General features: G+C 68.1%; 8 protein-coding genes. 3 read left to right on the top strand and 5 right to left on the bottom strand.

Going from position 1 to position 16,079, the window contains the following annotated elements:
* Positions 1–101: 101 nt before the first annotated feature.
* Positions 102–662 (top strand): serine acetyltransferase, encoded by a 561-nt coding sequence (locus BLR49_RS07295; RefSeq protein WP_218121325.1) that lies wholly within the window; start codon positions 102–104, stop codon positions 660–662.
* Between the two features lie 486 nt (positions 663–1,148).
* Here the strand turns inward: BLR49_RS07295 and BLR49_RS07290 are convergent, their stop codons facing one another.
* The 5 genes from BLR49_RS07290 to BLR49_RS07270 form a co-directional block, all read right to left on the bottom strand.
* Positions 1,149–3,305, bottom strand: coding sequence for a GmrSD restriction endonuclease domain-containing protein (locus tag BLR49_RS07290; protein ID WP_092535689.1), 2,157 nt, complete (start codon positions 3,303–3,305; stop codon positions 1,149–1,151).
* Positions 3,302–4,549: a type II toxin-antitoxin system HipA family toxin gene (locus tag BLR49_RS07285; protein ID WP_092535686.1), complete on the bottom strand. Its 1,248-nt coding sequence runs from the start codon at positions 4,547–4,549 to the stop codon at positions 3,302–3,304. Before BLR49_RS07285 ends, BLR49_RS07290 begins: the two co-directional genes overlap by 4 nt.
* Complete coding sequence (locus BLR49_RS07280; protein WP_092535683.1) at positions 4,546–4,833, bottom strand: helix-turn-helix domain-containing protein; 288 nt, start codon at positions 4,831–4,833, stop codon at positions 4,546–4,548. The genes BLR49_RS07285 and BLR49_RS07280 overlap by 4 nt, the downstream gene beginning before the upstream one ends.
* A 191-nt stretch (positions 4,834–5,024) precedes the next feature.
* Complete coding sequence (locus BLR49_RS07275; RefSeq protein WP_143013724.1) at positions 5,025–6,668, bottom strand: hypothetical protein; 1,644 nt, start codon at positions 6,666–6,668, stop codon at positions 5,025–5,027.
* 287 nt (positions 6,669–6,955) lie between these two features.
* A complete protein-coding gene (locus tag BLR49_RS07270) occupies positions 6,956–7,234 on the bottom strand; it encodes a helix-turn-helix domain-containing protein (protein ID WP_218121324.1) in 279 nt (92 codons plus the stop codon).
* A gap of 568 nt (positions 7,235–7,802) precedes the next feature.
* Here BLR49_RS07270 and BLR49_RS07265 point away from each other — a divergent pair.
* The gene (locus BLR49_RS07265; RefSeq protein ID WP_092535675.1) at positions 7,803–11,021 is read left to right on the top strand and encodes a helicase-related protein; all 3,219 of its coding nucleotides are present in this window, start codon (positions 7,803–7,805) and stop codon (positions 11,019–11,021) included.
* Entirely contained in the window at positions 11,021–15,838 is a 4,818-nt protein-coding gene (locus BLR49_RS07260; RefSeq protein WP_092535672.1) for a serine/threonine-protein kinase, read from the top strand. Before BLR49_RS07265 ends, BLR49_RS07260 begins: the two co-directional genes overlap by 1 nt.
* Positions 15,839–16,079: the final 241 nt, after the last annotated feature.

Genomic DNA, 16,079 nt, shown 5'->3' with positions numbered 1-16,079 from the left:
TTGAGGCGGCGTCCGCGTGTCGCACCCTCCGACACGGCCTGGTCCGGGACCGGGCGCCGGTAGCCCTGATCGCACCTGAACCGTCCCTGAGGAGTGCTGCCATGACCTCGACCGCGCAACGGCTCTTCCGCTCAGACCTCTTCCGCTACTTCGGCCGCACCGACGTACCGATGACGGCCCGTCTAGGCGATCGCAAGGTGCTGAGCTACCTGTGGACCTTCCGGCATGCACAGAACGCCGACTCACCGCTAGCGCGGAAGGCGTTCCGAGCGGCTCTCAGCCACCTGTCGGCGACGACATTCATCCAGATCCCCTGGTCCACCAGGATCGGGCCCGGTTTCTACATAGGGCACCGCGGTCGCGTCATCATCAACCCCGCCGCCGTGATCGGCAGCAACTGCAATATAGCCACGGGGGTGACGATCGGCGCCGTGCCCTCCGGACGCCGCGCGGGCACCCCCACCATCGGAGACCGCGTGTGGATCGGCACGAATGCTGTCATCGTCGGCGGGATCACCATCGGCGACGACGTCCTCATCGCTCCGGGGGCGCTGGTCAACACCGACGTCCCGTCCGGGTCCACAGTCATCGGCAATCCCGGCGTCATCCGGGAGGGGCGCCCGTGCCCGCCGGAGTACCTGCAGAACCTCTGGCAGGGATGAGGTGCGCCCCGGGCAGCCTGGTGACACGGCCGACGGTGCCTCAGGACGCGCTTAGTCAGGCACGGCGCGCTCCTACAGCATTAGGCCCGGTTGTGTGAGTCCGGGGTGCGCAGGTGGGGTGGCGGGATCGTCGCTTCGGTGTTGAGCCGGCTGGAGAGGCGGACGCGCCTGACGGGGTCCACCAAGGACACGGGCGAGCCCTTCAGAACGCGAGCGAACCGCCGAGGATCTGCCCCGCCCGTACTCAGTGACGATGTCCGTCGCGCGTCCACGTGTCGCCGCGGTACCAACCGAACCGGCTTCCGCGCCGCGATCCAGGAAACGAGTGTCCATCGGTGACCGCTTTGACCGAATAAGGGCTCACGGGGCGATCGGCGTACGCGTAGTTTTCCTCATCATGAAGCCATTTTGCTCCCAGCACAACACGCAGGCCGTCACTCAAAGTGGTCACCGATGGACACTTTTGACTGCCAAGGCCCACCCGCCTCATTCACTCGGCGTGAGCAGCCGGGCTCGCAGATCATCCAGAGTGGGGCCGTCGGAGCTCCTCAGGTGCCAGAAGGTCCAGCCGTTCGCGCTGGTACCGCGCACTCGGCTCGCAGGCTTCGACGGGTAGGCGTACGCCACGTCATCAAGCATCAGCCTCCCAGCCGCGTCCACGACGCCCTGGACCGTCCGCCCATCACGAGCGACGCCGACGAGCTCATCCCCGGCCGCCAGCAGGCCCGCCTCCAGCAGGTCCTTCATCGTCGCATTGTTGACGCTGAGTGCCCGCTGCGGGACGCGGTGGACATGCCCCGCAGGAACCGGCCAGATGGCGAGGATCTCCTCGGTCAGCACCGCGGTGCGCTCGCGAATGTCGTCATCGGTCCATGCCTCCGGATGCTCACGCAGCACGTCGCGGGTGGTCAGCAGGCCGGTGGTGGTGTCCAGCGCTGCCCGCTTGGCCTCCCAGGAACCGTTGGACAGGGAGGAATTCAGGCCTTGGGTGGCGAGCGTGAGGTTTCCGAGGGTGTGTACCAGGTGGTCACACTCAGCGGCGGTGGCCTCGTCGGCGCCTTCATCCCAGTTCAGGCGCCACTGCTGCGGCATGAGGTGCTCGATCGTGCAGGTGCCGCGGACGACGGGGGCCTCGGCGCGGCGATGCCCGTCGGAGTAGCCGCGCCGGCGGTCCTCAATGGCCTCAAGGACCATGCGGACGCGGGCCTGCGCCATCGTCCGGTAGATGCGCTCAGTGGCCAGTGCTGCGCGGACCTCTTCGTCATCGGGCCAGTAGGAGACGGAGGCGGTCTGCGCCGCCAGCAGCGCCTCAACCCGCTCACCCATGCGGTCGGGCTCGGCGCTCGCCGCCCGCAGGAGCCGCTCGACGACGAACCGGTTCATCCCGGTGGAGGCCTCCTTGACCAGGGCGCGGCGCACGATCCAGCTCTCAACGGCGGCAAGGAGCCGACGGCGTTGATCGTCGGGCACGGCGGGCGCGCCGCCGCCGACGGGGTCCTGCAGCCAGATGGTCAGCGGCTTGAGCACGTCCAGGCCAAGCACGTCAACGCGGTAGTTGAACATGGCGAGTGGATCGAGTTCGCCGTGCCGGGTGTGGGAGGCGGCGTCGAGGGCTTCGTAGCGCTGCGCTGCGGCAGAAAGGTCAGCAAGGACAGCCGTCTCGTCGCCGCCGGCGAGGGTGTGGCGCTTAAAGGCGGAGAAGGTAGTCCTCGCAGGAATGACGGCGCGCGTGCGGGCAGCCAGCCACCAGCCGAGGAAGGCGACGGCGCGCGCCTGCTTCACGCGGCCCGTACTGATCTCCTGCTCCCAGAACGGCGTCTCGAAGCGACTCCAGTAGCGGTCGTACAGCTCCTGAGTCTCGGCGGCGTGCGGGTCGAGCTTCTGGAACAGGTAGTTCTTGATCAGGTCCATCGCGGTCAGCGGCGTGCCGCGGGCGTTGAGGGTCTCGAAGATGGCCTGGGCGTCGTCATCGGCGCCCAGGCGGATGATGACCAGCCGCAGGCCGCGGGTGACGACGCCGAGCAGGGCCGCTGCCCGATTCGCCAGTGCGTCGGTGTCCTGCTTATTGCCCTCGCCGACTCCGGCCAGCCACTCGCCCATGACGCTGCGGAAGTAGGCGTCGGCCTGGGCGAAGGGTGATTCGCGGTGCGCCGCCGGGATCTCGGCTGGATCCCGAGCAAGCATGACGGCGGTGTAGGCCCCGCGGTCGCGGTTGGTGGGCCATACCTTGAATGCGTCCTCCAGGCGGGCGGCGGTGGCGTCGTCATTTCGGGTCAGGCGGGCAGCCGAGGCCGCGAGCGCGTCCAGGCCGCGCGCGGCCAGCACGTCGGCGAGGGCGTGGAGCAGGAGTTGCAGGGTGGTCAGACGCTGCTGGCCGTCGATGATGGTAGCCGCGCGCATCTCCTGGTAGGAGGTCTGGCGGTCCTGGAGGACGACGGCGCCGAGGAAGTGAGGTTCTGCGGGCCGGTGGCCGGGGCCGGGCACGTGAGGGCCGAGCCAGGCCTCGGCGAGGCCACGGACGTCCTCCCACAGGGGCGCCCACTGATCCTCCCGGTTCCACACGTAGGGACGTTGGAAGAGCGGTGCGTCCAGGCGCATGGTGAGGGCGAAGAGGTCCTGCGGGATCGCGAGTTCGGTGATCATGCGTGCTCCTGGTTGGCGACGGCGGTAAGCGCCTCGATACGCGGGGCAATAGCATCAGCCATGAAGGTGATCTCGTGCTCAGGAATCCGGCTGGCGCGAGCACGGTCGCGCCAAGACTCACCCAGGCGAGCAACACGAGCCATCGCCTCCCGAGCCGCCGCATTGTTCAGGCCACAGTCCTCAGCAAGTGGCAACAAGGCCTCCGCTTCATCCGGGAACACATCGGCGCCAACGATAGACGTCGCTCGACTGGCAGCAAGCTCGGGATTGGGGTTGACGTCGAATACAGGACTGAGGCGCCAAGACCCCCGATCCATGAGGAAGCCGTGGTTGCGCAGATGATCGTCTGTGTTGCCGAAACCAACGGAGAACACGACACGCACGAAGAGTTCGCGGAGGTCGGCACGTGGAGAGCGGGACAGGTCGCGGATCGCGTCGACGACGTCGAGGTAGTCCTGCTGCTCACCGTCCTTCCCCTGAGTTGCGGTCATGGCACTGATGTAGCCGATCCGGTGGTTGAGATGGGATCGGTCGAACCTGCGCAGGACGAGTACACCGCGCTCCCCCACACCGACCAGCCGCCGCTGTGGGCAACGGATCCCGACTTCCTGCATGAGGTCGAGCATGACAGCTTCCCACGCCATGACATTCCACCGGTCGGATGCATGCGGGAATTTGGCGATTGCGAGGCCACCGTCGTCCAGTCTCACGGAGGCCTTGGGGCGAGCGCCTCCTAGGCCGGTGGTGCCGGTGTCGAGGAGTTGCTTGATGGCGGCGGCCGGATCATCATCCGCTTGCACCTGGTCGGCCGCAGTGAGGAGGTGAGGCAGGGAAACGAGCCGGGGCACGGTGGAGGGCTCGCCCAGATACTCTTCCTGGCCAAGCAGGCGGAAGCGCAGAGCACCCTGACGAGTGTTGTCGCTGACGCCGAGGAGGTAATCGACCTCGTCCAGGCGACGGGGGGTACGGTTCGCTTCCCGGGCGCGGATGCGTTCGGCCTTGACAATCAGATTGCGTCCCCACCGGTCTGGGGCGGTGTCCGCAAAGGCTCGCAGCAGATCCGGGCTGTACTGCACGCCCGAATCAAGCCGTAAGGAGGGGTCGATGCTGGGGCCTCCAGACGCCAGATATGTGGGGTCGTAGAGGAAAGTGGTGGAAACCTGACCGCGCGAACGGGTGAAGTGCGCGGTCCCTACGCGCTGCGGCTTCGATTCGGTGTCGAGAAGGACTTCGACGTCGGTCATCGGGCACGCCGCTTCGTCAGGTTTCCGGCGCGCAGTCGGCCGATGTCTGTGGATAGCGGGTCGACGGCGTCGACAATCTGGTCGAGGACGCCCAGGGCGCGCAGCACTTGGGCGACGGCGCCGAAGGAGACGGTGGGATCGCCGCGTTCGATCTTGCGCAGGGTGTCGCGGCTGATGTCGGCCCGCTCGGAGACCTGTTGGGCGGTCAGCCCCAACACCATGCGCCAGCCACGGACGTGCTCGCCGAAGGCGGTCATCTGCCGATTGATCCGGTAGCCGGGCATGTACACCTCCTTATGGCGTGCATGATCGCCATATTAGCAGTATGTGGCGGCCAAAATCGCCGTAATGCCCCGTAAAGGCCAGCGCCGTCCGGAGGCTCACACCCGGCCTTGCCGGCCTAACGCGGCGCCTCTGCCATCTCCTTGCGCTGCCTCCGCGCCGCTGCCGTGCGTGCGAGGCGACCGACCGGCAGCTATGACGGGAGAGCAGCGGTCGCCTCCAGCAGCGGGTCGGATCGCCGCTCCTCCGCGGGCAGGTTCACGGCCGTCATCAGCACGTCGGCTACGCGCCGCAGCCGCTCGCCGGGATCGCCCGAGGCCGCCCAGTCGGCGAAGTGCGCTGCGAGGTTCTCATCCTTGGTAATGATGTCTAGGCGCGGCCGGCCTCCGCCCTGCCGGTACCGGACATAGCGCACGTCCGCTAGCGGAAAGTCGTGTTCGATCAGCCCGTCCCTGGCGAGCGCTCCGCGCGAGGCGAGGAAGAACCGCGTGGGCGTCACCCCCAGGTATCCGCCCTTGAGGCCGATATCTCCCACCGACGCGTTGGCGAATCCCACCAGAGCGATCAGGGACTCACCATTGGGCAGCACCCACCTGAGAATGTCGAGCACGTGCGCCACGGCGTCGTCATCCTCAATGACCTTGAGGTTCGGTTCCAGGGCCGCGGGGGCCTCATAGGCACCGACACACAGCGCTGCCACGTATTGGGTCATGGCCGCGACGATCTGCTCGGTGCTCGCGCCCCGCCGCGCCCGGCGCAGCGCCGGGACGCGCCCGGAGACCTGCCCCGCCAGCTCGCCGACTCTGGCGCCAACACGCGCGAGGTCGGCGCCATGTCCATCCGTTAGCTCGGCCAGGTGGCAGTACGCGTCGAGCCGACCGAGCACCTGGGCGATCCTCGCCATGGTTTCGGCCCGCTCGGCCGGTATCCGTTCGGCTCGGTACCGCATGAGTTGCTCATCCTGCTCGCTGCGCTCACTGTCGGAGGCGATCTCGGCCGCTGCGAGCAACTGGTACCCGTAGTGGGCGTTGGCGGACATGACGAGTCCTTGGAGGTCCGCGGCGATCTCCTGGGCGTGGTCCCGCAGGTAGTCGCGCCGCTCGGCAGCGGTCCCACCCAGCGCCTTTAGGTGACTTTGCAGGCGGCCGTCGAAGTGCTTGTACTCGGCGCGAAGATCAGACTCGAGGTGCGCAATTGGTTCAAATACCCGCGGCGTGACGGCCCCGATCTCCCGCACCTCATCAATAGCGCCGACGACGGTGTCATACATGCCGCTGAGAGCGTTCCAGTGGTCCCGCAGCAGGGTTTGGAGGACATCGCGAGTCAGTTCTAGATTCTGGTCGACCCGCTTGGACAGCGAGGTCAGCTGCGCACTGATGGCCATCAGGGCGAAGGCCGGGCCGGCACTCGCGGCCACCGTGGCGGCTTGAACTCCGGTGGCGGGGACCCAGCGAACCTGGGCCGCGAATTTACCACCGCGGGTCAGGACGCCGAGGTTGTAGCCGTCTTTGACGATCATATTCATGGTGCGCAGGTTGCGCAGAGTCTCCGGTGCGAGTCGCACCAGTCCCTGCGCGGAGACGAGCCCCTGCGCTCCCTGCGCAACGAGGTTGAGGGCACCGGCGACGTTGCTGAAGGCATCGGTGATCTCGGTGTTGGCCCGCTTCCCCAGATTGAAGGCCTCGATCTCCCAGCCGTCCGGCACCGTGTCGGCGAGTAGGACGGCGACGCCGGGGGCGGCCTCCAGCAGCGTCAATTCGGCGGCAGCATTAGGCGCCGGTGCTTCCGCTCCCGTATCCGACGCCGACGACGGCGTCACCGCCGCGGCCGCCTGCACAGGGGGTTCACTCGATTCCTGCGATGCCTCCGATGGACTCCCGGCCCCGCTCGTGTCCACTGATTCCCCTCTCGCCCTTGAGTAATGAGTCAGCGGGAACGTTAGCGCCTGCCGAGCCCCGCCGACCCACTCTCACGTCTCGAAACGAGGACAGTTCCACCACACGCACTGCTCAGGCAACGATGGCCAAACGATCGGCGGGGAAACCGTGCACATCGACACCTATCAGACGCGGCTCAGCAGGGCTCGTCAGATTGAGTTCGAATAGGTTCGGCGCGACCGGTCGGTCAGATGCTGACTGTTCCTTCGGCATCCAGGGCTCGCAACTCCTCGAAGGCACGGCGACGCTCGCGCTCGCGCTCATACCGAAGCCGCACTACGTCCTCTCGGCAGAAGCGGGTGTGTGTACCGACCTTGAAGGAGTCGATCACCCCGTCGCGGCTCCACTTCAGCAGCGTAGGACGCGAGACACCGAGCATGTCGGCCGCAACAGTGCTGGTGAGCTCGTCAGGGACACGGCCGATAGTGACCTCGCCATGCTCGGCGATCGAGGCGAGGGCTGCCAACAGAGCCCTCTGAACACCCTGCGTCAACACGACTTCACTTATATGTGAAACCCGGTGGGGGTCGCCACTCTTCTGGCGCAGTAGAACCCGAACAGGCGTCGTAGACGACGACAGCGCTAAGCACGCGGGCGAGCCGACTCCCTGCTCCATCCACACCCTCCCAAGCCGGATAACAAACCGTTACTCTGAGGGAGCCTTCTCCGGCACCCTCTCCCGGATCACGCATCGTCCTGATGGCCGGGGAAGAAGGAGGTCAGGGAGGAGGTGAGGGGCTGTGGCCAAGTCGAAAGACGGACGTCGCAAGGTTCGTCAGGACCAGGAAACGGCCCGGAAGATGAGTGAGTTCGTTAACTCCATCGCTCATCTGATCCGGGCCGTTAGTGTCCTGATGGATTCCCTCCGCGGCTGGTTCTAGGACCGGTCGCATCGGGGAGTCATCCGGGTCCCAGCCGGGTGGCTCCCCACTATTGTGCCCGCCGCACGGCCGGGCGGGCAAGCGCGAATCACACCTCGAACACACTTGTCCGTCCCGCCCTCCTGGCCGACGGTGCTTCCTAGGATCGTCCCCGTGACCACGGCCACCCCCTCCGACCCAACCGCCGCGAGCGCCGCCCGCTTCGGCGCCACTCCCGCGAGCGCCGCCCCTTCCTCCGCCTCCCCCACCGCCGCGCCGTCCGCTCCCGCTCCCCCGCCGTCGCTCGATGTCGCCCCGGGGTCGGTGGTGCGGGTGCGCGACGAGGACTGGCTGGTCACCCAGGTCTCCGCCAACTCCGACGGCACCCTGGTCACGGTGCAGGGGCTGTCGGAGCTGGTGCAGGACGTCACCGCCCAGTTCTCCGCCGGGATCGACCGCATCGAGCCCGTGGACCCGCGTCGCACCCACGTGGTCGCGGACACCTCTACCCGGCATCGGCTCTCGCGCCTGTGGTTGGAGGCGACGCTGCGCAAGACGGCGCTGCCGGCCGGCTCCACGGAGCTGGCGGTGGTGGGTGACATGCTGGCCGATCCACTCCCCTACCAGCTCACGGCCGTCCGGCAGGCGCTGGACCCGGCCAACCTGCGCCCGCGCATCCTGCTGGCGGACACGGTGGGCCTGGGCAAGACCCTGGAGATCGGCATGATCCTGGCGGAGCTGGTGCGCCGGGGCCGCGGGGACCGGATTCTGATCGTCACGCCCCGGCACGTGCTGGAGCAGATGCAGCATGAGATGTGGTCGCGCTTCGCCCTGCCCTTCGTGCGTCTGGACTCGGTGGGGATTCAGCGGGTGCGGCGCACTATCCCGGCCACCCGCAATCCCTTCTCCGTCTACCACCGGGCGATCATCTCCATCGACACGCTCAAGTCCGACCGCTACCTCAATCACCTGCGCAAGCAGCGCTGGGATGCGGTGGTCATTGACGAGTCGCACAATGTCACTAACAAGGGCACGCTCAACAACCGTCTGGCGGACATCCTGGCGCGCCAGACCGACGCCCTGATCCTGGCCTCGGCCACGCCCCACAATGGGGACCCGAAGTCCTTCGCGGAGCTGATTCGCCTGCTGGAGCCGACGGCGGTCCGCGCGGACGGCTCGCTGGATCAGGAGGCGGTGCGTCGGCTGGTGATCCGCCGTCACCGCCATTCCGAGGAGGTGCGCGACGTCGTGGGCGACCGCTGGAAGGAGCGGTTGACCCCGGTCAACCGGCTCGTGGCGCCCTCCCCGGCGGAGGACGCGGTGGCCAGTGAGCTCTCGCGCACTTGGCTGCACCGCCCCGACGGCGCCTCCGCCCCGGGTGCTACTGACCCGGGCACCGCGGGCAACGGCGGCAATGCCCTGTTCTCCTGGACACTGGCGAAGGCCTTCCTGTCCTCCCCGGCGGCGCTGATTCAGACGATCGACGAGCGCATGGCACGGCGTCGCTCCCGGGCCGCCGGCGAGGAGGCACTGGAATCCTCCGAGCAGTCCCAGGCCCTGAGCAGCCTGCGGAAGCTGGCCGAGGCGGCCAACACCACCGCGTCGGGCAAGTACCAGGCGCTGCTGAAGGAACTGCACCGCATCGGCGTCGGCCCCCGTTCGACGGCGCGGGCGGTGGTCTTCGCCGAGCGCGTGGCCACCCTGAACTGGCTGGCAGAGAACCTCCGGCGCGACCTGCGCCTGCGCGACGGGGCGGTGCGGGTGATGCACGGTGGCCTGTCGGACGTGGAGCAGCAGGAGATCGTTGAGGAGTTCCGGCAGGCGCACACGCCGCTGCGCGTGCTGGTCACCGGCGACGTCGCCTCGGAGGGCGTGAACCTGCACGCCCAGTGCCATGAGCTGATCCACTACGACATCCCCTGGTCGCTGATCCGGATCGAGCAGCGCAACGGCCGCATCGACCGCTACGGGCAGGAGACCAGCCCGCAGATCACCACCCTGCTGCTGGACCCCTCCGACGCCCACTTCTCCGGCGATGTGCGCGTACTGACCCGGCTGATGGAGAAGGAGGATCAGGCGCACCGGGCGCTGGGCGACGCCGCTTCCCTGATGGGCCTGTACTCCGGGGAGAAGGAGGAGAAGGCGATCCGCGAAGCCCTCCAGCAGGGCACCGACATCGAGCAGGTGGTGCCGGACGCGGATGCGGCCCTGGATTTGGATCCGATGGCGGCACTGTTCGCCTCCCTGACGGGCACCGACCAGGCCCGTTCGGGAGCCACCGACGACCTCCCCGCACCAGCCGACGCCGTCCCGCCCGTGCTCCCCGCCCCCGACGCCGCCGCTCCCCCGGCGTCGTCGCCCGCCGCGCTCTCCGCGGACGCCGCCACTGCCTCGCCGATCGTCCCGGCCGCCGGGCCCTCGCCGTCGGCACGCGCCGCGACCCCGCTGCCGACCTCCACCCTGTATGACTCCCAGGTGGATTACCTGCGCCAGGCCCTCACCGAGCTGTATGAGCGCCCGGAGGAGGCCGAGCACGGGCAGACCGGCGGCGGTGGCGTCTCCTGGCGGGAGCATGAGGACCATGTGGTGGAGCTGGTGCCACCCGCGGGCCTGCGCGCCCGCCTGGCGGTGCTGCCGCAGTCCTACCTGCAGGACCGGCACGTGCAGGAGCATCTGCTGCTGGCCACCAGCCAGCGCAAGGGCAAGGCGCTGCTGGCGCAGGCGCTGCGGGACTCCTCCGACTCCTCCTGGCCAGAGGCCCACTACCTGGGCCCGCTGCACCCGGTGCTGGACTGGGCGGGTGACCGGGTGCTGGCCCGCCTGGGCCGTTCCTCGGTGTTCGCGGTGCACGGGGAGGTGGAGTCGCCCACGGTGCTGCTGCTGGGCACGCTCACGAACCTGGCGGGCCGCACGATCTCCCTGGTGAGTGTCAGCGCCGCCTTCCCATTCCTGGACTTGGGCGCCGCCCGCGCGCAGCTGCAGGCGGGCCGGGCCCTGGAGGCGGTGCCGATCGGTCAGGTGCATGGCTCCCCGGCTGCCATGTTCGCTGCGGCGGGGGTGGAGCGGGAGCTGACCAATGCCGGCGGCGCCCCGGATACGGCGCTGTTGGAGGCGCTTATCGCCCCGGCGGTGGATGCGGCCGAGAAGCAGATGGCGCTGACGGTGCAGGCGGCCCGGGAGCAGGCGCGCACCCGGGTGGAGTCCTGGGCGCAGCGGGCGGACTCCTGGGATGACGACGCGGGCCGCCTCATCCAGAACCGGCAGCTGCGTTCCCAGCGGCAGACGGTGGCGGCGGAGCATGCGCTGATGGAGCAGCAGTTGCCCGCACATACGCTGGTGCGACCGCTGCTGGTAGTGGTGCCGCAGGGCTTCGATAAGGAAGGGGACCGCTAATGGCGGCGTCGGATGCACTCGTAGTGGGCGAGGACTGGATCAGCGAGCACTACTTCACCACCGACGCCACGAAGGAGTCCTTCCTGGCGCGCGTGCTGGAGCGCCGCAAGGAGTGGGAGGAGCTGGAGAAGCCCTCCGACGGCGCCGCCCCGGTGTCCACGCCGCGCAGCCGCTTCCGTTCGGCGCGCCCGCACCTGGAGGAGCTGCTGGCGGCCCTGCCCGACGACGCCGCCACGCCGACCGCCGCCGTCCTGCGGGCCGCCGAGGAGCTGGACGCCGCGCTGCGGGAGATTCTGGGTTTCGCCTCCGCCGAGTTCCGGCTGGTTGAGCGGGGCCCGGTGACGCTGGTGCGGCCGGTCGGTGATGAGGGCCCGGCGCCCTTGGCGCTGCTGCGGGCCCGCCCCGCGGCCACGGTGGAGGACCTGCTGGTCAAGGATGCGGCCACGCTGGCCGAGCCGTGGGAGCCAGTGGACCTGGAGGACCCGGACGCCCCCGCCCTGGAGGGCGCCGAGCCGGTGGTTTCGGTGGCGCGGGCGTTGTCCACGCTGATGACCGATGAGCACGGCCCGGCCTTCGCCCTGGTGCTGGCGGGTCGTTGGGCGCTGGTGGCGGAGAAGGAGCGGTGGCCGGAGGGCCGCTGGCTGGCGGTGAATGTGCAGCTGGTGGTGGAGCGCAATGACGCCAAGCGGGGCGGTGAGGTGGAGCGGGCACTGACCTGCCTGGACGCCCGCTCCCTGCTGCCGACTCCGGAGGGTGAGACCTGGTGGTCGGGCACGCTCGCGGATTCGGCCGCCCACACGGTGGGGGTGTCCAAGGACCTGCGTGAGGGCGTGCGCTCCTCCATTGAGATCATCGCGAACGAGGTGGTGCGGCGTCGGGCCGCCCGGGACCTGGAACCGCTGGGCCAGGAGCAGGCGCAGCCGCTGGCTTTGCAGTCGTTGCGGTACATCTACCGGATCATCTTCCTGCTGTATGCGGAGGCGAGCCCGGAGCTGGGCGTGCTGCCGGTGGGTGCGGCCGAGTACGACGCCGGCTACGGCCTGGAGCGACTGCGGGAGCTCACGCTGCGGGAGCTGCATGAGGAGACGGCGCAGGCGGGCACGCACATCTACCAGTCCCTGGGGCTGCTGTTCCGGCTGGTGGATTCGGGTTTGAACACGGGGGTTACGCCGGATCAGGAGGAGGCCTTCGACGGCCTGGTGTTCCAGCCGATGCGGGCGGACCTGTTCCGCCCGGAGGCGACGGCGCTGATTGATGAGGTGGGGCTGGGTAATGCGGCCCTGCTGCGGGTGCTGCGGCACCTGCTGCTGACCAGGGAGAACGGCCGGACGGGCCGGGGCTTCATCTCCTATGTGGAGTTGGGTATCAACCAGTTGGGCGCCGTCTATGAGGGGCTGATGAGTTACACGGGTTCCTTCGCCACCGAGCGCCTGTGGGAGGTGGCGCCGGGCGGGGACGCCTCCAAGGGCTCGTGGGTGGTGCCCGAGGATGTCATGGAGGGCCTGGATGAGAAGGACTTCGTGACGGTGGAGGATGAGGTGACGGGTGAGCGCCGCAACGTCACCTATGAGCCGGGCGAGTTCGTGTTCCGGCTCTCGGGCCGGGATCGGCAGCGGTCGGCGTCCTTCTACACCCCGGAGGTGCTGACGCGTTTCACGGTGCAGCAGGCCCTGGCCGAGCTGCTGGATCAGGGCGGCCAGGTGACGACGGCGGAGGAGGTGCTGCACCTGACGGTGTGTGAGCCGGCGCTGGGGTCGGGCGCCTTCGCGATTGAGGCGGTGCGCCAGTTGGCCGAGCAGTACCTGTCCCGCCGGGAGCGGGAGCTGGGCGTGCGCGTGGACCCGGAGGAGCGTCCGCGCGAGCTGGCCAAGGTGAAGGCATACCTGGCGCTGCATCAGGTCTACGGCGTGGACCTCAATGCTACGGCGGTGGAGTTGGCGGAGATTTCCCTGTGGCTGGACACGATGGTGGAGGGTCTGGCGGCGCCGTGGTTCGGCCTGCGGCTGCGGCGCGGCAATTCACTGGTTGGGGCCAGGCGGGCCCTGTATCCGGTCAGTGCCCTGGGCAGCAAGCGGAAGTGGTTGAGCACCACGCCGGTGGCCGAGCCGCTGCGGCAGGTGGCCGAGGCCATTGATGGTGCGGCGGGTGCCGACGGCGTCGGCCCGGATGGTCCGTCGAGCCCGGCCGGCCCGGGAGGTCTGCCCGCAGGCCGGGGTGAGCCTGCCGCGTCCGCCTCCGGGCACCGCTTGGGGCAGGCGCTGGATGTGACCGACCGGGTGCATCACTTCCTGTTGCCCGCCGGCGGCTGGGGCTCGGCCACGGAGGTGCCCAAGCAGGTGCGCGACCTGGTGGACGCCGGGCGCTTGAAGGCTCTGAAGGAGTGGCGCAAGGACATCACCAAGGCACCGAAGGACAAGCCGAATAAGCAGGTCAAGCGGCTGACGGCGCTGGCGCGGCGCGTGGAGGTGCTGTGGGAGTTGACGCTGCGGCGTCTGCGGGTGGCGGAGGCGGAGGCCTCCCGCCGCATCGACCTGTGGGGCCGGCAGGCCCCGGCGGGTGCGGGTTCGGCGGTGACGCGGGAGCAGATCGAGGCCTACCTGGCCAGCCCGGATTCGGCCTACCGGCGCCTGCGGCTGGTAATGGATGCGTGGTGCGCGCTGTGGTACTGGCCGCTGACCACCGACGTTAAGCCGCCGAGCCTGGAGGAGTGGCTGGAGACGCTGGAGCACACGCTCGGTTACGCGGGCGACGCCGCCCCCGCCAACGCGGTGCCGCTTGCCGAGGCGACCACCTGGGAGGGCCTGGAGGAGACGGAGGCCTGGGACCTCCAGTTCGCCGGTGCGCGGAAGGTGGAGATGGTGCTTGAGCAGCAGCCGTGGCTGCGCGTGGCCAAGCGGGTCGCGGACGAGCAGGGCTTCTTCCACTGGGAGCTGGACTTCGCCACCGTGTTTGCGCGCGGCGGCTTTGACCTGCAGGTGGGTAACCCGCCGTGGGTGCGGCCCCGCACCGATGTGAACGCACTCCTGGCGGAGGGCGACCCGTGGTGGTCGCTGTCTAAGAAGCCCTCGGAGGCGGCGAAGCGGGCGCGCCGCCCGGAAACTCTGGCGCGCCTGGGCATACGCAACCTGGTAATCGACGGCACCGCCGAGCAGATCGTGCAGTCCGAGTTGCTCAGCGATTCGACCGTATACCCGCTGCTGAGCGGGCAGCCCGACCTGTATCGCGCCTTCATGTGCCAGGTGTGGGAGCACCAGAAGCCCAGCGGCACCTCGGGGCTCATCCACATGGAGACTCACTTCACGGATGCCAAGACCCTAGAACTACGTGCGGCCGCGTATCGGCACCTGCGGAGGCACTGGCGATTTATCAACGAGTTACTTCTGTTCGACATTGAGCACCACAAGATTTACGGCATCCATATTTATAATTCAGAACAATCACCTCGATTTCTCCATGCCGTTTCGCTATATCACCCCAACACGGTTACCCGATCTCTCAAGCACGACGGCTCCGGCGAGGAGCCAGGATTCAAGGACCCGCACACGGGCACCTGGGATCTCCGCCCGCATGCCTCTCGCATCCAGCGGGTCGACAATTCCACGCTTCGGAGCTGGCAGGCGGTGACCGAAGCGGATGACTGGCGCTCTACGCCGATGGTCTCCACGGTCAACTCGGCGGCCGCGCGTACTCTGGAAACGCTGTCACGTAGCCAGCGCATTGGGTCGCTCGGCCTTGAGTTCTCCGCCGGTTGGCACGAGACAGCAGACTTTGAGAAGGGCCGCTTCGTCAAGGAGTGGGGCCGAGCTTCATGGGAAGACGCAATCCTGCAGGGTCCGCACCTGCATGTTTCCACGCCGCTGTACAAGCAGCCGAATGAGACGATGAAGCACAACCAAGACTGGACTCCGACCGACTTCGAGGCCCTGCCTGCGGATGCGCAGCCGGTCACCCAGTACAAGCCTGCTGGCGACCGCGCCGCCTACGATCGCCTCTACACTCACTGGGGCACCACCTCCGCCCGCGACCACTACCGCATCGCCTGGCGCCGTATGGCGGCCAACACCGGCGAGCGGACGCTGATCCCGGCTATGCTCCCACCCGGCGCCGCGCACGTTAATCCGATCTACTCGACGAGTCTGACCGACACACCGTCCCTACCCCTGATCGCCGCTGTCTCTTCGTCGCTTCTTGCCGATTTTCAAGTACGTTCGAGGAACCGTAATGACATCATCAACCAAGACTTCGAGCGTATTCCCTTACCACCACGATCGCACCCACTCGCAATCCGCGCCACCCTTCGAACCCTCCGTCTGAACTGCCTGACCGACGCCTACGCCGACCTGTGGGCCGCGTGCTGGGACCAGGCGTTCCTTGAGGATGGGCCGATTCTGGAGCGCTACGATGAGCGCCCGGTAGGGCCGGTCTGGACGCCCGACGTTCCCCTCCGTCGTGCGGAGGACCGTCGTAACGCGCAGGCGGAGGTCGACGTGATGGTGGCGATCATGCTTGGGGTCCCGATCGAGGATCTGTGCACGATCTATCGCACGCAGTTCGCGGTGCTCTACGACAACGATCACGCTGCCAGCAAGAGTAAGCAGCCTTATGTTTACGACGCCAATGGGCGTCAGGTGCCCACGCCGGTGCGGCAGGCGTGGGAAAAGCGCAAGCGCCCAGAGACGGACGCCGACATGCCGCTGGACGAGCGCACCCACACCCATCCCGGCTCCGGCGTAACCTACGTCTACGAGCTCCCCTTCCGCACCCGCGACCGCGAATCCGACTTCCGCCGCATCAACGCAATCTTGTCACGAGATTAGCGTGGGATATGATTCCGCCTCAGGTAGCCCCTACCGCCCGTTATTAGAGCTTTTCACGACTTCGTCGGGAGCACGCATGACCGGATTAGCGCATGGCGATATCAGGCCAACGCCGTTGAGCAAAACAGCAGGACACCCTCCACAACAGCCTTCGCTGATTCCAGCACAGGTTCCACTCACTCGTCACGGCACAAACTCAGTACCTCAGCTATGACTGGCAGGTAGCGCCGCACCTGTTCCC

Source organism: Actinomyces ruminicola, assembly GCF_900103885.1.
Lineage (GTDB): Bacteria > Actinomycetota > Actinomycetes > Actinomycetales > Actinomycetaceae > Actinomyces > Actinomyces ruminicola.
Note: the sequence above shows the minus strand (reverse complement) of the source record. Positions and strands in the feature narration are given on the sequence as shown.